General features: G+C 69.8%; 24 protein-coding genes. 10 read left to right on the forward strand and 14 right to left on the reverse strand.

Annotation, left to right across the window (positions count from 1 at the left end; genetic code table 11):
• Positions 1-17: 17 nt before the first annotated feature.
• From Q9G87_RS10590 to Q9G87_RS10600, 3 genes are all read right to left on the reverse strand, one after another.
• Positions 18-383, reverse strand: coding sequence for an ArsR/SmtB family transcription factor (locus Q9G87_RS10590; RefSeq protein WP_305916082.1), 366 nt, complete (start codon positions 381-383; stop codon positions 18-20).
• Positions 383-859 (reverse strand): SRPBCC domain-containing protein, encoded by a 477-nt coding sequence (locus tag Q9G87_RS10595; RefSeq protein ID WP_305916083.1) that lies wholly within the window; start codon positions 857-859, stop codon positions 383-385. Before Q9G87_RS10595 ends, Q9G87_RS10590 begins: the two co-directional genes overlap by 1 nt.
• Before the next feature lie 114 nt (positions 860-973).
• Positions 974-1954, reverse strand: a complete 981-nt coding sequence (locus Q9G87_RS10600) for a LacI family DNA-binding transcriptional regulator (protein ID WP_305916084.1) — start codon at positions 1952-1954, stop codon at positions 974-976.
• A 415-nt stretch (positions 1955-2369) separates the two neighbouring features.
• Here Q9G87_RS10600 and Q9G87_RS10605 point away from each other — a divergent pair, with 415 nt between their 5' ends.
• The 6 genes from Q9G87_RS10605 (at position 2370) to Q9G87_RS10630 (ending at position 8140) form a co-directional block, all read left to right on the forward strand.
• A complete protein-coding gene (locus tag Q9G87_RS10605) occupies positions 2370-3398 on the forward strand; it encodes a substrate-binding domain-containing protein (protein WP_305916085.1) in 1029 nt (342 codons plus the stop codon).
• A 90-nt stretch (positions 3399-3488) separates the two neighbouring features.
• A complete protein-coding gene (locus Q9G87_RS10610) occupies positions 3489-4547 on the forward strand; it encodes an ABC transporter permease (RefSeq protein WP_305916086.1) in 1059 nt (352 codons plus the stop codon).
• The gene (locus Q9G87_RS10615; RefSeq protein ID WP_305916087.1) at positions 4544-5350 is read left to right on the forward strand and encodes an ATP-binding cassette domain-containing protein; all 807 of its coding nucleotides are present in this window, start codon (positions 4544-4546) and stop codon (positions 5348-5350) included. Before Q9G87_RS10610 ends, Q9G87_RS10615 begins: the two co-directional genes overlap by 4 nt.
• A gap of 3 nt (positions 5351-5353) precedes the next feature.
• On the forward strand, positions 5354-6253 hold the full coding sequence (locus Q9G87_RS10620) for a TIM barrel protein (protein ID WP_305916088.1): 900 nt from the start codon (positions 5354-5356) through the stop codon (positions 6251-6253).
• 14 nt (positions 6254-6267) lie between these two features.
• Positions 6268-7272 carry a Gfo/Idh/MocA family protein gene (locus tag Q9G87_RS10625; protein ID WP_305916089.1) on the forward strand — a complete coding sequence of 335 codons (1005 nt, stop codon included), beginning with the start codon at positions 6268-6270 and terminating at the stop codon, positions 7270-7272.
• Positions 7273-7285: 13 nt separating this feature from the next.
• Positions 7286-8140, forward strand: coding sequence for a sugar phosphate isomerase/epimerase family protein (locus tag Q9G87_RS10630; protein WP_305916090.1), 855 nt, complete (start codon positions 7286-7288; stop codon positions 8138-8140).
• A gap of 19 nt (positions 8141-8159) precedes the next feature.
• On the opposite strand, the gene Q9G87_RS10635 is transcribed toward Q9G87_RS10630, so the two are convergent.
• The 3 genes from Q9G87_RS10635 to Q9G87_RS10645 all read right to left on the reverse strand — a co-directional run bounded on the left by Q9G87_RS10635 (position 8160) and on the right by Q9G87_RS10645 (position 10189).
• On the reverse strand, positions 8160-9602 hold the full coding sequence (locus Q9G87_RS10635) for an AAA family ATPase (RefSeq protein WP_305916091.1): 1443 nt from the start codon (positions 9600-9602) through the stop codon (positions 8160-8162).
• A gap of 69 nt (positions 9603-9671) precedes the next feature.
• The gene (locus Q9G87_RS10640; protein ID WP_305916092.1) at positions 9672-9953 is read right to left on the reverse strand and encodes a hypothetical protein; all 282 of its coding nucleotides are present in this window, start codon (positions 9951-9953) and stop codon (positions 9672-9674) included.
• Entirely contained in the window at positions 9950-10189 is a 240-nt protein-coding gene (locus Q9G87_RS10645) for a hypothetical protein (RefSeq protein ID WP_305916093.1), read from the reverse strand. The genes Q9G87_RS10640 and Q9G87_RS10645 overlap by 4 nt, the downstream gene beginning before the upstream one ends.
• 149 nt (positions 10190-10338) lie before the next feature.
• On the opposite strand from Q9G87_RS10645, the gene Q9G87_RS10650 reads away from it, so the two are divergent.
• Positions 10339-10890 carry a hypothetical protein gene (locus Q9G87_RS10650; RefSeq protein ID WP_305916094.1) on the forward strand — a complete coding sequence of 184 codons (552 nt, stop codon included), beginning with the start codon at positions 10339-10341 and terminating at the stop codon, positions 10888-10890.
• Between the two features lie 8 nt (positions 10891-10898).
• On the opposite strand, the gene Q9G87_RS10655 is transcribed toward Q9G87_RS10650, so the two are convergent.
• On the reverse strand, positions 10899-12101 hold the full coding sequence (locus Q9G87_RS10655) for an alginate lyase family protein (protein WP_305916095.1): 1203 nt from the start codon (positions 12099-12101) through the stop codon (positions 10899-10901).
• Positions 12102-12298: 197 nt separating this feature from the next.
• On the opposite strand from Q9G87_RS10655, the gene Q9G87_RS10660 reads away from it, so the two are divergent.
• Positions 12299-13102: an SAM-dependent methyltransferase gene (locus Q9G87_RS10660; RefSeq protein ID WP_305916096.1), complete on the forward strand. Its 804-nt coding sequence runs from the start codon at positions 12299-12301 to the stop codon at positions 13100-13102.
• A gap of 51 nt (positions 13103-13153) precedes the next feature.
• Here Q9G87_RS10660 and Q9G87_RS10665 read toward each other — a convergent pair whose 3' ends face one another.
• The 4 genes from Q9G87_RS10665 to Q9G87_RS10680 form a co-directional block, all read right to left on the reverse strand.
• Positions 13154-13981 (reverse strand): hypothetical protein, encoded by an 828-nt coding sequence (locus Q9G87_RS10665; RefSeq protein WP_305916097.1) that lies wholly within the window; start codon positions 13979-13981, stop codon positions 13154-13156.
• A gap of 129 nt (positions 13982-14110) precedes the next feature.
• Positions 14111-15367 carry an RNA polymerase sigma factor gene (locus Q9G87_RS10670; protein WP_371825760.1) on the reverse strand — a complete coding sequence of 419 codons (1257 nt, stop codon included), beginning with the start codon at positions 15365-15367 and terminating at the stop codon, positions 14111-14113.
• Positions 15364-15690, reverse strand: coding sequence for a YciI family protein (locus Q9G87_RS10675; RefSeq protein ID WP_305916099.1), 327 nt, complete (start codon positions 15688-15690; stop codon positions 15364-15366). The genes Q9G87_RS10670 and Q9G87_RS10675 overlap by 4 nt, the downstream gene beginning before the upstream one ends.
• 8 nt (positions 15691-15698) lie before the next feature.
• Positions 15699-15866, reverse strand: coding sequence for a hypothetical protein (locus tag Q9G87_RS10680; RefSeq protein WP_305916100.1), 168 nt, complete (start codon positions 15864-15866; stop codon positions 15699-15701).
• Positions 15867-16068: 202 nt separating this feature from the next.
• Between Q9G87_RS10680 and Q9G87_RS10685 the strand changes: the two genes are divergently transcribed.
• Positions 16069-17484, forward strand: coding sequence for an MFS transporter (locus tag Q9G87_RS10685; protein WP_305916101.1), 1416 nt, complete (start codon positions 16069-16071; stop codon positions 17482-17484).
• 123 nt (positions 17485-17607) lie between these two features.
• Entirely contained in the window at positions 17608-18186 is a 579-nt protein-coding gene (locus Q9G87_RS10690; protein WP_305916102.1) for a TetR/AcrR family transcriptional regulator, read from the forward strand.
• A gap of 51 nt (positions 18187-18237) precedes the next feature.
• Here the strand turns inward: Q9G87_RS10690 and Q9G87_RS10695 are convergent, their stop codons facing one another.
• The 3 genes from Q9G87_RS10695 to Q9G87_RS10705 form a co-directional block, all read right to left on the reverse strand.
• A complete protein-coding gene (locus tag Q9G87_RS10695; RefSeq protein WP_305916103.1) occupies positions 18238-19968 on the reverse strand; it encodes a VanW family protein in 1731 nt (576 codons plus the stop codon).
• A 179-nt stretch (positions 19969-20147) separates the two neighbouring features.
• Positions 20148-20936: an SDR family oxidoreductase gene (locus Q9G87_RS10700; protein WP_305916104.1), complete on the reverse strand. Its 789-nt coding sequence runs from the start codon at positions 20934-20936 to the stop codon at positions 20148-20150.
• A 127-nt stretch (positions 20937-21063) separates the two neighbouring features.
• Complete coding sequence (locus Q9G87_RS10705) at positions 21064-21909, reverse strand: trypsin-like serine protease (protein WP_305916105.1); 846 nt, start codon at positions 21907-21909, stop codon at positions 21064-21066.
• Positions 21910-22252: the final 343 nt, after the last annotated feature.

Genomic DNA, 22252 nt, shown 5'->3' on the forward strand with positions numbered 1-22252 from the left:
TGTGGGCACCCGCGGCGTCAAGGCCGGCGCGTAGCCCGGGCGGCCTCGCCGCTTCGTGTCTCGCGGTGGGCGGACTCGGCGATCTGCTTGATCCTTTGCAGCCGGGCGTCCCACCGTGCCGCGACGTCCGCCATCGCCCGGACGGCCGCGTCGAGCCGTTCCGGGCGGACGGAGTAGCGCACTTCGCGGCCGTCCCGCCGGGCCTCGACGAGCCCGGCGCGGTCGAGGACCGCCAGGTGCTTGGCGACCGCCTGACGGGTGAAGGGCAGCTCGGCGGCGAGGGCGGTGGGCGTCGCCTCGCCGAGGGCCAGCAGGACGTCAAGAAGCCGGCGACGGCCCGGTTCGGTGACCGCCGCCAGGAGCTCCTCGTCTTCGGGGTTCATCACTTCACTGCTGCCCGGTCCTTCACGGAAGCGTACGCCACCAGGTCGGCGAGGTGCTTGCTCCAGCCGTGGGTGTGCTCCTGCGCGTAGGTGGCCTTCTGCTCCTCGGTCCAGTCGATCTCGCTGAGGCCGCTCTCGGTGACCCGCAAGCGGGTGCTCTCGCCCTCTGGGGTGAGCGTGAACTCCACGAGCACGGAGTTGCCCTCGCGCGGCACGGCACCCTCCGGGTAGGCCCAGCGGAAGGAGAACAGGCGAGGCCGATCGAGGGTCACCACGGTGATCTCGGCGGTGACCGGTTCGGTGATGTCGATGGCTGCCCGGTCGGTCCAGGTGAGCGCGCCCTTGCCGCCCTCCCGTACGTCGATGTCCGCGGCGTTGGTGAACCAGCTGCTGATCTGGTCCGGCTCGGTCACCGCGCCCCAGACCACGTCGACCGGCGCCTCGATCAGGATTTCTTGTTCGATGCTCGGAATCATGACGATCCTTCCGTCTCATGTGCAACCTTTGGTTGCGCGTTCACGTTAGCAAGCGCTCTTCGAACGCGCAACCTCTGGTTGCGTGTCATGATGACGGCCGACCCGATGATCGGGTCACGGTCGCGGTGGCGCGGTGGTGCCGCGGACGACGAGCCGGGCGTCGAGGATGAGCTCGCGGGAGGGCAGCCGGTGGTCGTCCAGGCGCTCCACCGCCGAGCGCACCGCGAGCTGGGCCATCTGCTCTGCGTCCTGGCGCACGGTGGTGAGGTTGATGTGGGACAGATGCGCCATGTGGCTGTCGTCGTAACCGACCACCGAGATGTCCCGCGGGATGCCGACCCCCGCGCGGCTGAGCGCGTGCATGAGCCCCATGGCGCACCGGTCGTTGCCGGCCAGCACGGCGGTCGGCAACCGGTCGTCGTGCAGCAAGGTCTCGCCGGCCGTCTCGCCGGACTCCTCGGTGTGATCTCCCGGCAGGACCCGGATCTCGTCCTGCAGTCCGTGGTCGCGCATAGCGGCGCGGTAGGCGTGGCGGCGTTCGGCGGAGCCGGGCCCGTCGCCGCCGTCGATGTGGACGATGGCGCGGTGGCCGAGGCCGACCAGATGGTCCACGGCCTGTCGCATGCCCTTGTTCTCCGCGGTGTGGACGGTGTCGACGCCGTTGGCCGGGACGCGCCGTCCCACGACCACGGTGGGGGTGTGCGTCCCCAGCTCGGCGAGGTAGCCGGTCTCGGCGTTCGGGCCGAGCAGGATCAACGCCTCGCAGCGGTGGCCCAGCAGGGCTTCCACGACCTTCCGCTCGTCCCGCGCGGGGCCGAGCGCGCTGAGCAGGACCTCGTAACCGAGCCGTTCGGCCTCGGCGTAGATCGCCTCGACGAGGTCGGCGTGGAAGGCGTTGCGGATATTGATCATCACGCCGAGGACCATGCTGCGGTTGCGGGCGAGCAGCCGCGCCGCGTTGTCCGGGCGGTAGCCGAGCTCGTCGGCGGCGCGGAGCACGCGGTCGCGTGTCTCCTTGCTCGCCCCCGGCTCGTTGCGGAACACGAGCGAGACCAGCGCCCGTGACACGCCTACCCGCGCAGCGACATCCGCCATCGTGGGACGCTTGGCCCGCGCCGATGCTCTCGTCTTGGACGGCTCGGATTCCGGGGCCTGCTCCACCATCAACCCTTTCCTGATGTGCGCAGCTCGTCGCAAGCCGTTGACATCCGGTGTGACCGCGCTCATAGTAACAGGAACTAGAGCGCGCTAGTAGCGCGGGAGTCTTTGTAAAGACAAAAGAATGTCAAGACACCCTATTGACAAGGTGCTTCATGTGCCGGTTACATCGGGGAATCGCAGCCGACACACGGTGCCGGCTGACGCGTTAAGGGGCTGTTGCGCGTCGCAGCACAGCCCCCGCAACCTCTCGATGTCCCCCTGATCCACAAGGCCGTGGCCACTCCCCGGGAGAGGTAGAACCAAAGTGCCGTACTCCATTCGCAGACCCCGTCGTCGGCACAGCATTAACTTGCGCGCTCTAGTTTCCGCGCCCCTTCTCGTGCTCGCCCTCGTCGGCTGCTCGAACGCCTCGAGCGATGCCGGCGCCGGTTCGAGCGCACCGTCCACGGGGCCCGCCGCGGCCGCCTCGGGGGCGGGGCTGCAGTCCGGGCTCGGCAGCCGGGCACAGAACCGTAAGATCACGTTCCTGCTCTCCCAGGATCCGGGGGACTCCTTCTGGGGCACCATCTCGCAGGGCGCCAAGGACGCGGCCAAGCTGTTCAACGTCGAGTTGAACCTGCAGACGAGCCAGGGCGACCCGGGCAAGTACAACGACCTGATCGGCAGCGCCGTCGCGGACAAGCCCGCCGCCATCGCCGTGGTGATCGACGACCCGAAGCGCTACACCGAGAACGTCTGCGCCGCCTCCAAGGCCGGCATCGCGGTGCTCGCGTACAACATCACGCAGGAAGGCGACGTCGCCGCGTGCACCTCGGGCTTCGTCGGCCAGAACTTCGAGGACGCGGGCTTCCTGCTCGGCCAGCGCCTGATCGCCGAAGCGAAGCTGCCGCAGGGGGCCAAGGTGTTCACCCCGGTCGAGTTCCCCGACCAGGTGTACGCCATCCAGCGCAACGCCGGGGTCCAGAAGGCCCTCGACGCCATAGGCGCGAAGACCGAGACGGTCGCGACCGGCATCGACGACGCGGGCGCGCTGGACAAGATGAGCCAGTATCTGCTCGGTCACAAGGACGTCGCGGCCATCGTGCCGCTGGGCGGCACCCCGCACCGCAACATCGAGGCGGCCATGAACGACGTCGGCGTCAAGGTCCCGGTGGTCGGCTTCGACCTGTCCAAGCCGGTCATCGACGGTATCAAGAGCGGGACCATCATCGCCGCCGCGGACCAGCAGCCGTACATCCAGGGCTTCCAGACCGTGGCCCAACTGGCTCTGAAGCTCGACTTCGGCCTCAGCCCCGCCACGATCAACTCCGGCGGCGGCGGTCTGGTGGACAAGTCCAACGTCGCGGTCGTCGAGCAACTGGCAGGCACGATCCGCTGACCCAACCGGGACCGGGGCGGGCCCGAACGGGCCACCGGGCCTGCCCCCCACCGGTCGCCCATCGCGACGGACATGGAGAGTCAAGCAGCCATGAGCAACACGACCAGCGGCGGAGCGCCGTCGCCGACGATGCAGGATCAGCCCACGGTGGCGGTCCCCACCCCTCACGTCCGTACTGAGCCGTTCGGCGGGTGGCTTCGGCTGGTACGCGGCCGCGGCGCGCTCGAGATCGGCATCATCTTCGTGCTGGTGCAAATCGGGTGCGTCATCGCCTACCTGGTGGCGCCGGACAGCTTCCCCTACCTGTCAGAGGCCAACTTCAACGTCCTCAGCCAGTCGATCCCCGTCCTGGCGATCCTGGCGATCGGCGCGGGCGTGCTGATGATCGCGGGCGAGTTCGACCTGTCGCTGGGGATGAACTACACCTTCTGCGCGCTGGTGTTCATCCACTGGTACTCCAGCGGGAACGTCATCGGCGCGTTCCTCGTGACCTTCGCCATGGGCATCGGCATCGCCCTGCTCAACGGCGTGATCGTGGCCAGGTTCAAGATCCCGTCGTTCATCGTCACGCTCGGCATGATGTTGTTCTGGGACGGCGCCGCGCTGTTCTACAACGGCACGTCGGCCGCGCGCATGCAGCGCGGCGAGACCCTGCAGACCATCTTCGCCGGGCAGATCGGCCCCTTCCGCGGTCAGGTCGTGTGGCTGGTCCTGGTCGGGGTGTTCTTCTGGGTGCTCATGCACCGCCACAAGCTCGGCAACCACATCTTCGCCGTCGGCGGCAACGAGTCCGCCGCCCGGGCGATCTCCATCAACCCGGCCCGCGTCAAGCTGATCGCCTTCGGCATCCTCGGGCTGTGCGTGGCGCTCGCCGCGATCCTCGTCGCCGTGCGGACGCAGTCCGTCCAGCCCGGCACCGGCCGCGGCATGGAGCTGCAGGCCATCGCCGCGGCCGTGGTCGGCGGCGTGTCGCTGCGCGGCGGCAAGGGGAGCGTGCTCGGCATGGTGCTCGGCGCGGCGCTCATCCTCGTGCTGCAGGACATCCTGCTGCTCTCCGGCGCCCCCGGCTTCTACCTCAACCTCTTCATCGGCGTGATCATCGTCGCCGCCGCCGTCTTCAACCGCCTCATCGAAGGGAAAGCCGAATGAGCTCGAACGGCCCCGAGCCGGGCGGCGAGGTCCTCCTGGAGCTGTCGGGCATCACCAAGCGCTACGGGCCCAACGTCGTCCTGAACGACGTCGGCTTCCAGATCCGCAAGGGCGAGGTGGTCGGCCTGCTCGGCGACAACGGCGCGGGCAAATCCACCCTGGTCAAGATCATGTCGGGGGTCATCCGGGCGGACGCCGGCGAATACGCCTGGCGCGGCGAGAAGCTGACCGCGCCGACCCGCCAGGACACCGAGAGGCTCGGCATCGAGACGATCTTCCAGGACTCGGCACTGGTCCCGTCACTCACCATCACCCGCAACATCTTCATGGGCCGCGAGCTCACCAACCGGCTCGGCCTGCTGAAGCTGCGCGCGATGGACCACATCGCCGGGGACATCCTCGACAGCGTCGTGACGATCGAGGGCATCAAGAGCCCCCGGCAGCTCGTCAGCTCGCTCTCGGGCGGGCAGCAGCAGGCGGTGGCGATCGCCCGCGCCGTGCACTTCAAACGCAGCCTGCTCATCCTCGACGAGCCCACCAGCGCCCTGGCCGTGCGGGCCACCGAGGCCCTGCTGGCCTACCTCACCCGGCTCAAGGGCGAGGGCGTCAGCTCGGTCCTGGTCACGCACAACCTCCACCACGCGTACGAGGTGTGCGACCGGCACATCGTGATGAACCACGGCCGCAAGATCCTCGACACCACGCGCGAGCAGACCTCCGTCAAGGAGCTCACCGCCGCCGTGGTCGAGGGCGAGACCGGGCTGCGGCGCCACCGCGAGACCCTGACCACTGATGGGAGATAGGCAATGACGTTGTCCCGCGTCCGGCTGGGCACCGCCCCCGACTCCTGGGGCGTGTGGTTCCCCGACGACCCGAACCAGGTGCCCTGGGACCGCTTCCTCGACGAGGTGGCCGCGGCCGGCTACGAATGGATCGAGCTCGGCCCGTACGGCTACCTGCCCACCGACCCCGAGCAGCTGCGTGACGAGCTTGGCCGGCGCGGGCTCCGGCTGTCCGGCGGGGCGGTGTTCTCCGGCCTGCACCGCGGCCGGGAGGCGCTGAAGGAGGCCGTCGAGGAGTGCCGCGCGGAGGCCAGGCTGCTCACCGCGCTCGGCGCGAAATACCTGGTCTCGCTGCCCGAGGGCTACACCGACCTGGACGGGAACCTCACCCAGCCGGTGGACCTGACCCCCGAGCAGTGGAAGGACCTCACCACGGGCATGTCGGAGCTGGCCCGCGTCCTCCACGAGGAATGCGGCGTCGAGCTGGTCTTCCACCCGCACGCCGACAGCCACGTCGACACCCAGGAACGCGTGCTGCGCTTCCTTGAGGACACCGACCCCGAGGTCGTCTCCCTCTGCCTCGACACCGGCCACATCTCCTACTGCGGCGGGGACAACATCGCGATCATCCGCGCGTTCCCCGAGCGGATCGGATACGTGCATCTCAAGCAGGTGGACCCCGAGATCATCCGGCAGGTCCGCGAGGAGAACCTGTGCTTCGCCGAGGCCGTACGCCGCGGCGCCATGATCGAGCCGCCCGCCGGCATCCCCGCCATGGAGCCGCTGCTGGCCGAGCTCGGCAAGCTGGACGCCGACCTGTTCGCGATCGTCGAGCAGGACCTCTACCCGTGTCCACCGGACACCCCGCTGCCCATCGCCACCCGCACCCGCACGTACCTCAACGGCTGCGGCCTGCGTCCCTGAAAGAAGGAAGCATCGTGACAATCAAGGTCGGCGTCATCGGGACCGGCAACATCGGGGCCGACCACGTGACACGCCTGTCGTCCCAGGTCGTCGGATCCACGGTGGCAGCCGTGTTCGACGTGGACACCGCCCGGACTGAGCAGATCGCGGCGAACGCCGGCGCCGTGGCGCGGGGGAGCGCGCTGGAGGTCATCGACGACCCCGGCGTCGACGCCGTGGTCATCGCCTCACCGGGCGACCTCCACGCCGAGCAGGTCCTGGCGTGCATCGCCGCGGAGAAGCCCGTGCTCTGCGAGAAGCCGCTGGCCACCACGGCGGCGGACTGTCTCAAGGTGCTCGAGGCGGAGGTCGCGACCGGCCGCCGCTGGATCCAGGTCGGCTTCATGCGCCGCTACGATCCCGGCTACAAGGTTGTCAAGGACGCCGTCGACGACGGCACGATCGGCGAGCCGCTGCTGGCCCACATGATCCACCGCAACGCGGTCGTGCCCGGCTCCTTCACCAGCCCCATGGCGATGACCGACTCGGTCATTCACGAGATCGACACCACCCGCTGGCTGCTCGGCCAGGAGATCGTGCGCACCACGGTCGTCGCCACCAAGCCGAGCCCGCTGGCCGCGGCCCACCTGCGCGACCCGCAGATCGTGCTGCTGGAGGCGGCCGGCGGCGGCGTGGTCACCGTCGAGGTGTTCGTCAACTGCCAGTACGGCTACGACGTGCGCTGCGAGGTCGTGGGCTCCACCGGCGTCGTGACGCTGGAGAATCCCACTGCCAACGCGGTGATCCGCGACGGCCACAGCGCCCGGACGGTCCCGGCCGACTGGCGGGTCCGGTTCGGCGCGACGTACCTGGCCGAACTGCAGGAGTGGATCATCGGGCTGCGGTCCGGGGTCGTCGGCGGGCCGAGCGCGTGGGACGGCTACGCGGCCACCGTCGTCGCGGAGAGCGCCGTCGCCTCGCTCGACTCGGGCGCGCCCGTCCCGGTCAGCCTGGTCGAGCGGCCCGGTCTGTACGCCTGAAAGGAACCGGAACATGAAGATCGCCCTCGATCCGTACATGGTGCGCCACACCCCGCTGCTCGAGCTGCCCGCGCTGGTCGCGGACCTCGGCTACGAGTACATCGAGCTGTCGCCGCGCGAGGACTTCCTGCCCTTCTTCCTGCACCCGAGGGCCGACCGGGACACCGTCGCGGCCTTCAAGTCCGCCCTCGCCGCAGCGGACGTCAAGCTCGCCTCGGTGCTGCCGCTCTACCGCTGGTCCGGCCCCGACGAGGAGGAGCGCCAGGCGGCGGTGCGCTACTGGAAGCGGGCCATCGAGATCACGGTCGAGCTCGGCTGCACCGTCATGAACTCGGAGTTCAACGGCCGCCCTGAGCAGGCGTCCCGGAGCGAGGCCATGTTCTGGCGGTCGATGGAGGAGTTGCTGCCCGTCTTCGAGCGCGAGGGCGTGGAGCTACGCCTCGAACCGCACCCGGACGACTTCGTCGAGGACGGCAAGACCGCCGTCGACATGGTGCGCGGGATCAACTCCCCGCACGTGTCGTTCCTCTACTGCGCGCCGCACACCTTCCACCAGGGCGGCAACCTGACCGAGATCATGGAGTACGCCGGCGACCTGCTCGCCCATGTGCACGTCGCCGACTCCTTCGACCATCGCGCCTCCTCCGGCCTGCGCTACATCGTCAACCCGCCGGGCTCGACCGCCCGGGTCCACCAGCACCTGAACATCGGCCAAGGGGAGGTCGACTGGGACGAGTTCTTCGGCACCCTCGGCCGTCTCGGCTTCGACGGCATCATGACCGCGTGCGTCTTCGCGTGGGAGGACAAGGCGCGCGAGTCGAACTTGTTCATGCTCCAGGAGATGACCAAGCGCACGGCCTCATGGTGACGGCTCCCCGCACCGGGGGTCAGCAGTTGGGCGGCTCCAATCGTGCGGGGGTCCGCTCGTCCTTGGAGCCCGTGGCCGTGCCTGGCTCCTGGGAGCCGAGGAGAGCGCGGGTGAGCGCCTGATTGTCGCCCGCCATGGCCTGCAGAGTCGTGTCGAAGTGGTCGTCGGTGAGGGCGGGTTCGCCGGAGCGGAGCGTGACCAGGATGACGCGGCGCAGCAGCTCCTTGATGAAGGACGCGGTGACGCCCTCGGTGGCGGCGACCACCTTGGCGACGTCGGCCACGATGGGCTGGTTCCGGGCGTACAGCCGGATCAGGCGCTCCCGGGCCGCCGCGTCCGGAGGCGGGATCTCCACCGCGAGGTCCACCCGGCCGGGCCGCTGTACCAGGGCCTTCTCCAGGGCCTCGACCCGGTTGGTGGTCAGGATGAACGTCACGTCGACGTCGCCGCTGATCCCGTCCATGGCGTCCAGCAGGGAGAACAGCAGCGGGCTGCTCTCGTACTGGCTGCGGTCCTCGGCGATGAGGTCGACGTCCTCGACGACCACGATGGACGGCTGGAGCTTGCGGGCCATCGCCACCGCGTAGTCGATCTTGCGCATGGCGGGCCCCGTCATCAGCACCGCCGTGTGCTCGCGCAACCGGCTGATGAGGTAGCGCGTGGTGTGGGTCTTGCCGGTGCCCGGCGGGCCATAGAGCAGCAGCCCCCTGCGCAGGTGCTGGCCGGCCGCGGTGAGGCGGCCGGCCAGCTCGGCGATGCCCACGATGTGATCCTCGATCGCCTCGAGTCGGCCTTCCGGCAGGATCACCTCCTCGGCGCCGAGCTCCGGGCGGGGCAGGAAGGTGAGCAGCTCGTTGTCCCGGTGCTCGCTGAATCCGAAGCTGAGCACCTGGCCGCGGAACGGATCGTTCTCCCGCATGAGCCGGTCCACCTCGTCGCGTACGGCGGTGGCCGCCTCACGGCCGGCCGACAGCACGGTGAGGAGGCTGTATCCGTCGTAGTCGTCCTTGTCGCTCAGCCCGATGACCACCGGGCTGCCGTCGGGTGCGGTCGTCGCGACCAGGCCGAGCTGCACGACCTCGATCGTGGCGTCGGGGCCGATCGGGGCGGTGCCGTAGTCGGGGCGGCCGAGCAGCCGGCTGCCCTCGCGCATCGCCGACAGCAGCATGTTGATGATGCTCTCCCAGCGCCGCTCCCCGCCGACGATGCCGAACCACTCAGCGCCGGGGGAGTGCGCGTCCAGGTAGAGGTCGGCAGCGACCTGCAGCGCCGCGTGCTCGTACAGCCGGTACTTCTCCTCCACCACCACGACGTCGCTGAGCGGGCAGCCGAGGTGCCCGGTCACCTTCGTGATCAGGGGAGAGGCGGCGTTGTCCGCGCCGATGCGTTCGGCCACCGCGGTGTACACCTGCCGCAGGCTTTCGGCGAGCGCCCGCGCCTCTGTGAGCTCGATCTCCGTCACACCGATCATCATCGCCGCTGGGCGGGCGTTGAGGAATGAGTATCCCCATACTCAACGCCTCGGCGCTCGTCAGTACGTGAACGGCTTGCGGCCGCTGGTGTGCGGGATCATCGCCTGGGCGATGGCGGTCTGGCGGGGGCGGGCCAGTGCGCCGCCGAGGTGACGGATCTGGATCGACACCAGCGGAGCGACGCTCTCGCGGCCGGCCGCGTCCATCAAGGCCGCCACGGTGGCGTCGTCCAGATCCGTCAGCAACTCGCCGCGCAGGAGGGCGGGCATGGGCTCGGTGGGCTCGGCGCAGATGGAGCCCAGCTCGCTGACCGGCAGGGGGCCGCGGGTGTCCACGATCACGCCGGGGAGGGCCTCCAGCGGGCGCAGCAGGGCGCGGCGGTGGCGATCTCGCGGAAGGCGGCCATGACCTGCTCCGCGTGGGCGATCGGCCAGATCACCTGGCCGCCGTACAGGCTTGGCGCCGGGAACAGGTCCAGCTCCAGCGCGGTGACCACGGCGAAGCGCGCGGACGGCGTTGCCGGCCAGCCCGTGCGCTCGCCACGGCTCGTACGCGCTGCTCGACGGCGCGGTTCCACGGCCGCGTGGCCTGCTCGAAGCCCTCGTCACCGGGCAGCAGCACCCATCCGCGCACCGCCCGTCATCGCACCGGCGCGGGGATTGAGTCTGGCTTGTATCCGACGTGTGGGCCATGCTGCGGGACAGGGGCGGCGCTAGACTGCCCGATATGCGGCGATTGACCAGTACGGTGGTCGTGGTGGCGGGGGACGGCGCTGGAGACGTGGTCGCGGGTCTGGACGGGCTGCACAACGTGCGGACGATCCCGCGCGGGGAGCGCAGGCCGGCCGAGGTGATGGAGATCGCGGCACGGTCGGCGGCCACGTATGTGGTGCACGACGCCGACCCGCTGGCCGATGTGGCCGTGGCGTGGACGGCGTTCTTCGACGGCACCGGAGTCGTCGGCGGCCTGGAAGTGGCCATCGAGGCGGCTCTGGGCGAGCTGCGCGCCGACCGGCTGGTGCTGCCCGACTACTACCTGGTGCTGGATCCCGACGGGATGGCGGAGACCTGGCGGCACTGGTGGCTCGGCGTGCTGGCAGGGGCGGCGCCCGTACGGGTGGTGCCTGCGCACTCCTCGGCGGTCGCGGTCGCGGAGCAGCTCGGCCGGCTGGCCGCGGGCCGTTGGTGGCCCGCGGACCTGGAGGCGTGGCTACGCGGTCTCCCGCGGGTGGTGCCCGACCGCGCCGGCCTGCCGAGCGGTGGCGCCGTGGTGGCGTAGGGCGCGCGTCAGTTCGGGTTGCCGGCGTGGGTGAGGGTCTCCCAGGCGACGAAGAGGTTGTTGGTGCCCGCCGGGCGCTGCTGCTCGGTGAGCGCCTGGGTGTTGCTCATCGCGAGGCCCATGCGGTTGTTCAGGGCGTTGAAGCCGACCTCCGTCACCGGGCCCAGGCCCAGCGTGACGTCGCCGCCGCACAACCAAGTCGGGACGGCCGTGCCGAGCTGGTACTTGGCGTGCAGGCCGAGCGCGTGCCGCAGCCGGTCGGCGATCTCCGGGTAGAGGTCCTGCCCCTGGATCCGGGAGGTCTCGGCGATGTGCGCGATCGCCGCCAGGCCGTAGCCGGTGTGGGTGAAGTCGCGACAGGTCTCCTGGGACAGCCCGTTGACGAAGGTCTCCTGGCCATGCCAGTACGCGACGATCTCGTCCCGCGTGTCGATGCTGCTGCCGGCCGGTCCCTTGGGGAGGGCGCCGTCACCGGTGAGGTAGATGTAGGCGGGCATGCGGGCCCGGAACGTGCTCACGGCCTTGTCATAGGCGGCCTTGTCCTCCAGGAACACTGCGATCCCGATGGCCGCGTCCATCATCGACAACTCCCAGTTGCCGTTGGTGGTGGCCCGGCCGTTGATGACCTCGGGCAGGTAGACGTTCCTGAGCATGGTCGCGAAGCGGTTGACCCCCGTGGCGGACCACCCGGTGTAGGTGTACCGGATGATCTCGGCCGCCCTGGGCCAGGACGAGCCGGCCCACCCCGTCTGGAGCGGGGCGTTGCTGTTGGTGTGGTCGGTGATCACGGCGGACCAGGCGTCCATGATCTGGATGGCCTTCTGCGCGTACCGGCTGTCGCGCGAGATGTACCAGATCAGCGCGTCGGTGTACGCGGCCAGCGCGTCCTGGCGCTCGTCCGTGCAGCCGTAGTTGGGATTCGAGTACGAGCCGCATTCCACGACGGCCCGCGGCTTCGGGGTACGTGACAACGACGCGAGGCTGCTGGCGAGCATCTGGTCGTAGGCGGCCTTCCACGGCTGGGCGCCGGCGTTGACCTTGGAGCGGACGAAGTCGAGCTGGGCCCTGCTGACGAGCACGCCGGGATGTGCGAAGGCGGCCGGGGCGCTGCGGGCCACGGCGGCGGGTGCCTGCACGGCTCCGGTGCCGACTGTGATGACCAGCGCGACCGTGAGTAACAACAGGCTCCCGCGACTACGGGGACGAACCATGAGGCGGCTCCTTGATTAGGAAAGTTTCCTAAAAGTGCTGAGATCGTAGTCCTGACATCGCCTCCTTACAAGGGCCCGCGGGCGGTGAAAGAGTGGGCAGGAAGCCCGACCGGCCCGTATTAATTCCGCGATAAGCCCATTTGTCAGATCCGGCGCCTTTAAGATCATGATGATCGACTCCGTGAGGAAGGACACCTGTGGCCGAGCAACAGGACGAGTGGAAGAGCGCGATCGACACGACCAGGCCCAGCATCGCGAGGGCCTACGACGTCGTCCTGCACGGCAAGGACAACTTCGAGGTCGATCGCGCCTTCGTCGCGGAGATCGTCAAGGTGGTTCCGGAGATCTACGACGTGGCGACCTACAACCGGCACATGCTGGGCCGCGGCGTCCGGTTCCTGGTCGACCAGGGCGTCACCCAGTTCATCGACCTCGGCTCGGGGCTGCCGACCGTGGAGAACACCCACCAGGTCGCCCAGCGCGCGAACGCGGAGTCGCGCGTCGTCTACGTCGACAACGACCCCATGGTGCTGGCCCACGGCCGGGCCCTGCTGGCGGAGAACGAGCGCACCGCCGTGGTCACCTCAGACCTGCGCGACCCGCCGGCGATCCTCGCCGACGAGGCCGTCGCGCGGCTCATCGACCTCGGCCGCCCGGTCGGTGTGATGCTCGTCGGCATCCTGCACCACCTGCACGACGACGAGGACCCGCGGGGGATCGTCGAGGCGTACATGGCCGCGGTCCCGTCCGGCAGCTACCTCTTCATCACCCACTTCTGCGATTCGAGCCAGGACTCGCGTGACGCGGAGAAGAAGTTCCTCGCGCTGCTCGGCACCGGCAGGTTCCGCACCGTCGCGGAGATCACCGCCTTCTTCGACGGGTTCGAGCTGGTGGAGCCGGGTGTCGTGCCACTGCCTCTGTGGCGTCCCGAGGCGGCCGTCCCCGAGGAACTGACCGTGGGCCAGCGCCTCATGTTCGGCGGCATCGCCCGCAAACCCTGACCGCGTCCCCTCCACTCAGCCGTGTGCCGGCCGGACGGAGGGAGCCGGCCGTCACGGCGTCGACGGCTGAGTGGGGAGGGGCGAGGGCGGGGCCGGCTGATGGCGCGGGTCGGCGAGCTCGTGGGCAGAGCGGGCGAGCCAGATCATCATCAGAGCGTCGGCCGCCACCGCGGCGTCGTCGGAGATGTGCCGCCCCGCGAGCGCGAACAGCAAGCCCACCAGCGGGAAAACGAACGGCACCACCAAGGCGGCGATGCCGTACACGACGGTGGCCCCGTGCCAGCGGCTGTCGTGCCGCTGCGCCCGTAGGACCAGCACCGTCCAGATCAGCCCCGCCACGCCACAGATGACGGCCAGCCAGCCGGGCACGGGCCAGTCGAGAACGTCGAGCACCTCGATGGCGGCGACGCCTCCGAACGCCAGCACACCCGCGGCCCGCGCACCTTCGGCGAACTCCAGGTTGCGTCCCAGCACCGGCTGGAACAGCAACACGACCACCCACATCACCATGGCGTCGAGCACCGCCGCCCACCACGGCCAGGCCGGCGCGAGGGCGTAAAGCAGCGAGGACGCCGCCGCGGCGTACAGCGCCACCCGCAGCCGCCGCTCGTTCCGGTCTAGCTCCGGCGGCGGCGCCGCCAGCGGCCCGCGCATGCTCTGCCACAGCGCCCACGCCCACGGCAGGCCGGCCAGGACCAGGATGAGCACGTTCGGCAACGTCACAGCGACGCTGTCGCTCACCTCCGTGAACAGCGTCAAGCGCCACAACGCGCCCAGGTCGCCGGCGGTCAGTGCGATGACGGCGGCGACCGCCAGCGCGACGATGTACACACCTGTGATGAGCAGGGCGGGAATGCCTAAGCGGTAGCGACGGGGCACGTGACACATCCGGGGGGCGCAAGGGGGGACGCCTCACCTTAGCGAGTCGGCGGCATGAAGTCGATCAAGCGCCGCGGCACTCCCCGACGCGGGGGAAGGTCAGGTGGCGGGGGATGCGCAAGCCCTTACTCAGTCCTCGCCCTGGAGGGTGGTCTCGGCGAGCCGGTTGGCCAGGTAGCGGCGTTCGGCCTCGGTGGGGGCCAGGGCGAGTGCCTCGCGGTAGGCCTCGGCGGCCTCGGTGCGGCGGCCGAGGCGGCGGAGCAGGTCGGCGCGGGTGGCGGGCAGCAGGTGGTAGCCGGTCAGGTCGCCCGAGGCGTGGAGGGTTTCCACCAGCTCGAGTCCGGCCGCGGGGCCGTCGGCCATCGCCACGGCCACCGCCTGGTTCAGCTTCACCACCGGGGATGGTACGACCCGTACCAGCTGTCCGTAGAGTTCGGCGATCTGCGCCCAGTCGGTATCAGCGGCGTCGGCGACCGTGGCGTGACAGGCCGCGATGGCGGCCTGCAGCTGGTACGGACCGGGCCGGTCGCGCCGGAGAGCCGTCTCCAGGACGGCGACACCCTCGTCGATCTCGCCCTGGTTCCACCGGGTACGGTCCTGGTGGTCCAATGTCACCAGGTCGCCGGCGGCGTCGACACGGGTCGCGCGGCGGGAGTGGTGCAGCAGCATGAGCGCGACCAGGCCGTACGTTTCGGGCTCATCCGGCATCAGCCGCGCGAGCAGGCGGGCGAGACGAATGGCCTCGGCGCACAGGTCCCAGCGCATCAGGTCGGCGCCCGTGCTGGCGGAATAGCCCTCGTTGAACAGCAGATACAGGACGGCGAGCACCGCGCCGGTCCGTTCCGGCAACAGGTGAGCCGGCGGCACCCGGTACGGAATCCCGGCATTGCTGATCTTGCCCTTGGCCCGGACCAGGCGCTTGGCCATCGTCGCCTCGGTGACCAGGAAGGCCCGGGCGATCTCGGCGGTGGTCATGCCGGTCAGGGTGCGCAGCGTCAGGGCCACCCGTGCCTCCAGCGGCAGCGCCGGATGGCAGCAGGTGAAGATCAACCGCAGCCGGTCGTCCTGAACACCGCTGTCGTCCTCGCTGGAGCCGAAGGCGTTATGAACGGACGCCATCGTGGCCACCTCCCGTAGCTTGGCCGCCTCGGTCGTCCTGCGGCGCAACCGGTCCACCGCCCGGTTGCGCGCCGTCGTGGTGAGCCAGGCGCCGGGGCGGTGCGGGAGGCCGTCGCGCGGCCAGCGCTCCAGCGCCAGCGCGAAGGCCTCCTGCGCGCACTCCTCGGCCAGATCCCAGTCGCCGGTCACCCGGATCAGGGCCGCGACGATGCGGCCCCATTCCTGGCGGAAGGCCTCGGCGACCGCCGCCTCGACCTCGGCGGTCACTCCTCCCAAAGCGGCCTCACCTCTACCCATCCGAACCTGGCGGACGGATGCTTGGACGCGATCTCGATCGCCTCGTCGAGGTTGTCGCACTCGATCAGGTCGAAGCCGCCGATCTGCTCCTTGGTCTCGGCGAACGGCCCGTCGGACAGCAGCACCTCATCGCCACGCACCCGGACGGTCGTGGCGTCACTGCCTGGCCGCAGGCGCGCACCTTGAAGACGTACGCCCCGGTCGTCCATCTCCCGCACCCATGACGCGGGGTCGGCGTCCTGTATGGGCACTCCGACGGACTCGTTGTCGCAGACGAACATCACGTACCGCACGGTTCCTCCTAGGAGATCGGCTTGACTGTACGACGGGCGAGCATGCCCACGAAAGGCAGTCTGAATGTCCTGGTCCTCCGCTGCTTGATGCCCTTGACCGGGGCGTTGGGCAACGCGGAGCGGGCCAGCTCGTTGCGGGGTCGCAGAGCGTAGGTGGCGGCGAGCAGATCAGGCATGACGGGCCCTCCCATCCAGCGCCACTGCGGGCGCTTCGCGATTTCTTGTGACACCCCAACGACGAACGGGAGAGCCCGCGATGGACAGCGGGCGGTGGATATTCGAGCCTCGCCCCTGACCTGCACCGGGCCGGTGAACCCTACCCACGTATGGTTCATGCGTGCTAACTTGAACATGAGTGTTCAACTTAAGGAGGTTCGGATGAGTCTCGACACGGCTCCCATCAAGGTGCGCGCCGGCGGATGGGGCGTGCTGGTGCTGCTGTGCCTGGCGCAGTTCATGCTGATCGTGGACATCACGGTCGTACAGGTGGCGTTGCCGACCATCGGCACGGACCTCGCGCTCGACCGTGAGTCGCTGACATGGGTGGTGACCACGTACACGCTCTGCTTCGGCGGCCTGATGGTGCTCGGAGGGCGGCTGTCCGACGCGTTGGGTGCGCGCCGCACCCTCCTCGCAGGACTCGGGCTGTTCACGGCGGCCTCGCTGATGTGCGGGCTGGCCGGCAGCGGCACGATGCTCATCGCCGGAAGGGCGCTGCAGGGCGTCGGCGCGGCGTTGCTCTCGCCGGCGGCGCTGGCCGTCGTCACCGCCACGTTCCACGGTGAGCGGCGCGGGCGGGCGCTCGGCGTCTGGGCGGCCATCGGCGGCACGGGCGCGGCCCTCGGCGTGCTGCTCGGCGGCGTGCTGACCGCGGGGCCGGGGTGGACGTGGGTGTTCTTCGTGAACGTTCCGATCGGGCTGGCGGTGCTCGCGGCCGTGCCCCTCGTGGTGCCGCCCACGCCCGGGCGGAGCGAGCGGGTCGACGTGCCCGGCGCGCTGCTGGTCACGCTGGCGACGGCGCTGCTGATCTACGGGCTGGTGACGGCGGGCGACGCCGGCTGGGGGGCGATGGGCACGGTGCTGCCGCTGGTCGGGGCCGCGCTGCTCTACGTCGTGTTCGTGGTGGTCGAGCGGTCGGTACGGTCACCGCTGATGCGCGCCGAGACCATGGCCAGGCGGCCGGTGATCTCGGGGACGTTCGTCATGCTGGTGGCGACCGGCCTGATGCTGGGCCTGTTCTTCGTCAGCTCGCTCTACCTTCAGCACGTGCTGCGCTTCAGCGCGTTGGAGACCGGGCTGCTCTTCCTGCCGGTGGCCATCGCGATCACGATCGGGGCGCAGCTCGGCGGACATCTCATCGGCAGGATCGGCGGACGGCCGGTGGCGGTGGCGTCCTTCGTGGTCACGGCGGCGGGGGCGGCGCTGATGACCCGCATCTCGCCCGACGCGAGCGCGTACACCACCTTGTTGCCGGGGTTCGTGCTGGCCGCGCTGGGCATCGGGCCGGCGTTCGTGACGGCCACCATGACCACCATGGCGAACATCCCGCCCGGCGAGAACGGCGTCGCCTCCGGCGTGATCAACACCTTCCACGAGCTCGGCGGCTCGATCGGCGTGGCCGTCGTCTCCACTGTCGCCGCGTCAAGCCTCGTGCCCGGCTCGGCAGGGGGCATCGGCGGCTTCGTGGCCGGGCTCACGCTGTGCGCCGTCGTCGCGGGCGTCGCGGCCGCCGTCGCGCTGGGCCTGGTGCCGGCGGGCAAGCCGGCGACGGCGTTCGTCGGCCACGGCCACTGACCGCCCCGGGCGGGCTCGCGGTTCCTCGGACCCATCCGCGTGCCACCAGATCGTGGAGCTGCGATACATCATGTCTGTATCAATACATCCTGTCTTGATACAGGTGTGGCGTATGCTCTGAGTGTGCCGAGGCTGTGGAACGAGACGATCGAGGCCCATCGCCGTGACGTCCGCGACGCGATCCTCCACCACACGTCGGCGCTCGTGTCCGAGCACGGGCTGCGATCGGTCACCATGTCCCAGATCGCGGAGAGGATCGGGATCGGGCGCGCGACCCTCTACAAATACTTCCCGGACGTCGAATCGATCCTGCTCGCCTGGCACGAGCGGCAGGTGACCGCACACCTGGAGCATCTCGCCAGGGTCCGCGATCAGGCCGGCGACGCCGAAGCGCGGCTCCACGCCGTCCTCGAGGCCTATGCGCACATCACCCAGCAGTCGCGCGGGCACGGCGAGAGCGCGCGCATGGCGTTCCTGCACCGCGATGAGCAGCTCACCCGACCGCAGCGCCGGCTCCACGACCTGATCCGGGACCTCCTGGCAGAAGGCGTGCGGACCGGCGCTTTCCGCGAGGACGTCGCGCCAGAAGAGCTCGCCGCCTACTGCCTCCATGCCGTTGCGGCGGCTGGAGATCTGCCGTCGCAGGACGCCGCCCACCGTCTGGTCACGGTCATCCTGGCCGGGCTCAGGCCTGCCACGTGATGCTCACGTAGCCACCGAGCGCCGGCCAGGGGCAGCTTGGTCGCGTCGTGCTCAGGTGCACGTCAGGCGCGGCTCGGGCGCGTAAACGGTGTGGAACTTCTGCTTGCGCACTTCCTTGCCGCCCTGCCGGAAGATGCGCCACACATCGATGGAGAAACCCTCGGCGCCTTCCATCGGGATGCAGTCGGGATCGGTTTCGCTGAGCGTGTCGAACGGCTTGACGTCATAACGAGGCGAGGTCTCCGACTCGATGGTGAAGCGCTGCGTGCTCCAGAACTCAACGGTGACGGAGGTGCTGGTGTAGGAGGTCTTGATCAGCACTCCATAGGGGGAGTCGTTGCGCCACCGGAAGTCCGGCTGAGGATAGGAAACCGTGGACTCCCGCCCCGCCGGGTAGCGCGAGATGTAGTACTGGTGCGGCCGGTGCTGCACGTCCTCGAAACCGCCGAAGAACACCGCGTTGAACATGGTGGTGGCGAACTGCGACACACCGCCGCCGACATCGTTCACGAACCGGTTGTTGAGGATCATCGGCGCCTCGACGAACCCCCGCGCCTTGTCGCGCTTGCCGACGATCCCGTTGAGCGAGAACGTCTCACCGGGCTTGACCACGTATCCATCCACGATGTCCGCGATGCGGTGGATATTGGTGACCCTGGGCGCGCAGCACGGGTGGTGGGTGGTGAAGGAGCTGACCTTCTTCTTGACGCCGAGCTTCCTGGCCAGCGCGGTGGTCACCCGAGGCTGCGTCTCGGTCACGGGCACCTTCACGCTGCGCCGGCCCGCCGCGAGGGCGGTGGAGATCGCCGTGCCGAGGCCCTTGGCGTCGATGCCGCGGCCCGGGCGCGCGGGAATGACCTGTGGCTTGCCTTTCACGATCTTGAAGGAGGCGTCTTGAGGGCGCTGGCTCTCGTCGATGAGCTGCTTGTTCAGGTCGGGCAGGAGATCCTTGGCGTTGAGGACGGGGCGGAGGCCGCCCCGTCCGTCGGCGGCCCAGCGCAGTGCCCCGGCCACTTGAGACCCGGACAGTTCGGCGCTCTGATCGCCGTTCACGAGAGCAAGGGGGCCGGCGACCGCGGTACGGGCGAGGCCGCCGGCGATGCGCTGTACCTCGTCCGGCGAGGTCGCGGGCGGCCGTGAGCGCGTGGTGAGCGTGACCGAGGAGCCGCCGCTCAGGAAGGTGTCGCGGATGGTGTCCGCCGCGCCGGCTCGGTCGAGGACGCGGCCGGGTTTGGGGACGATCGGCTGCGGCTGCGTTCCCTTGTAGCGCACGCCGCCCTCACGGGGTTTGGCGTCGACGGTACGCGCCAACTTGGCGAGTTCGCCGGTGAGGCGAGCCTCGTCGAGTGCGATGCGGGGGCGCAGCTCGCGCCGGCCGGAGCCGAACAGCGAGCGCACCACCCCAGCCGGGGTGCTCGCGCCGTCCAGCGCCGCCTCGACCGATGCCGGGACGTCCACCCCTATCCCCAGCTCGGAGGGCGTCCGCCGGATCGATTTGCCGGCGGCCGACAGCGTCAGTGGGCGGGCCAGGCGCGCGCCGAACTCGCGCTCCAGTCGCGTACGGGCCTCAGCCTCGGACAGGCCACCGACCTCCACGCCACCGATCCGCGTGCCGCGCGGCACTTCACCGGCCAGCGCAATCGCGGGTATCGCATAGGCCAGGACGACCACTGAGCCCAGAGCCGCCACGATGACGGCGACCCGGCGCCGTCCGGACGGGGCGCCCCTGGCCGGGCCTTCCTGACGGTCGATGACGCCGCGCCGGCTCACTACAGGTTCCACGGGACGGTGGTCGTGCGTGGTCGGGGGCTGGCATCGCGCATGCGGAGCATAGTAGTAGCCATCGTAGATGGCCTCCTCTGATGGCTCGGCGCTCGAGCCGTTCGTTCGAGGCCTCTCCATGACATACGGATGTCAGGGCGTCACGGCCCACTTTCACCCGGGCGTACGTGCTCACCGCGTCATGACAGGTCGGGCAGCCCCAGGTCCAGGTTGGGCCGGTCGATGCCGCCGTCCACCTCCAGCACCTTGCCCGTCAGATAGCGGGCGGCCGGGGAGGCCAGGTAGAGCACCGCGGCCGCCACGTCCTCCGGCTCGCCAATCCGCCGCAGCGGTGTGGCCTGCTCCATCCGGGTGCGCAGGTCCTCGTCGTTCATGACGATGTCGAGCGCTGAGGTGGCCACCGCGCCGACGGCGACCGCGTTGACCCGCACGGCGGGGGCGAGGTCCAGGGCGGCCAGCCGGGTGTAGTGCGCGAGCGCTGCCTTGGCGGTGCCGTACGCCAGGTAGCCGCGGCCGGCCACGCGGCCCACGGCGGAGGAGACGTTCACGACCGCGCCGCCGCCCTCCAGCAGGTGGGGGACGGCGGCCCTGGTCAGCTCGTGCGCGATGCCGACGTTGAATTGAAACGCGTTCTCGAGGTGCTTGCGCTTCGTGTCGAGGAACGCTCGGGGCAGCGCGCCGCCCACGTTGTTCACGACGATGTCCAGCCGCCCGAAGGCGTCCGCGGCCCGCGCCGCGAGCGCCTCGGCGGTGCCTGGCACGGACAGGTCGCCGGGGACGACGAGGGCTCTCCGGCCCGCCTTCTCCACCTGGTCGGCGACCGCGCGGAGCTGCTCCTCGGTGCGTGCGCAGAGCACCACGTCCGCCCCTGCCTGGGCGAGGGCGACGGCGGTGGCGGCGCCGATGCCCCGGCCCGCGCCGGTGACGATCGCGGCGGCGCCGGTGATCTGGAAACGGTCCAGGATCATGCGCTCAGCCTAGGGCTGGCTATAACTTGTTTCAATGGACTTACCGCCTGCGCGGGCCGACGAGACGATCGTGGTGTCGTCGCCGGCCCGCGCTGGTGCCGGACCTGTGGCCGGTCGGCTGTGGCGGTTACAGGTAGTCGTTCAGCCAGTTCTGCGCGACGGCGATGTCGATGCGCTGGTAGCCGCCGAGGTAGCGGCAGTTCTGCGTGTAGCCGTAGCTGGTCACCGCGACGAGGGAGCCCTTGAGGAACACGGGGCCGCCCGAGTCGCCGAAGCAGGTGCCACCGCCGCCGCGGGTGTCGTGGTAGTTGCCGTTGGCCTGGAGGATCTGCTCGGTGAGCTTCTGCCCGGGCTGAGTGGTGTAGCGGCGCTCCAGGGGGTAGCTCATCGGCTGCGGCTTCTGGGGGCCGGTGACCGGCTTACGCACCTCTGTGCCGTACCCGACGAAGTCGAACAGCGTCTTGCTCAGCGCCGGTGGGCCGTAGGCGTCGAGGAACCGCAAGGACGCGATCTTGGCCGGAGTGATCCCGGAGACCGCCTTGTCCAGGACGATCACGCCGACGTCGTTCCAGTTGTCGAGGTCGGTGAAGTTCGAGTACTGCGGGTGGGAGTGCGCCGTGCCGGACAGGGCGCCGGCGGCGGTGATCTCCGCAGCCGTGTAGCCCTTGCTCGGGTCGGCCGCCACGGGGAACGGCGCCGGGGGCTCCTTGGCGATCTCCGACTTGAACGTCACCAAGGTCTTGCCGAGTGTTCCCTCGGTACAGTGCGCGGCGGTGACGAGCACGGTCGGCGAGACCAGCGTCGCGGAGCACCGGAAGCGGCCGTCAGGCTGGTAGAACATGATCAGCCCGACATTGGGGTGGCGGTTTCCGTCGGGTTCTCCGCCGGTGATGGCTTGAGCGGGCATGGCGACGGTGAGCACGGCGAGGGCAGCGGTGAAGATCGCTGCGGCCAGACGAGTTAATGATCGCACTGGGTAATTTTCCTTTCCTGATACTCGTGCTGTTCTGCCACTGATGTGCGCGCGGATCAAGTCCAGGAACCTGAGAGTCAGCTGTCAGCTTCGGGCACCGCGACGGCCGGTCGCCGCACAGTGTCTCGAACACCGCGTAGGTCACCCACCCAGCCGGGCACGTCCACCGGAGCCGGCACCACCAGCGTCGGCTTCCAAGTAAGCCGCTCGAACGGCGACACCGTACTTCCGTCCGGATACACCTGCGCCTGACAACCGGCACTCCCGGGCCTACCCGCCCCCGCGGGCAGAGCTACGTGTGCCCGGTAGCCGCCCCGAGGTGGCCGGAAAATCGTTCGCTCTG

The organism is Nonomuraea turcica (genome assembly GCF_030718205.1).
Classification (GTDB): Bacteria; Actinomycetota; Actinomycetes; order Streptosporangiales; family Streptosporangiaceae; genus Nonomuraea.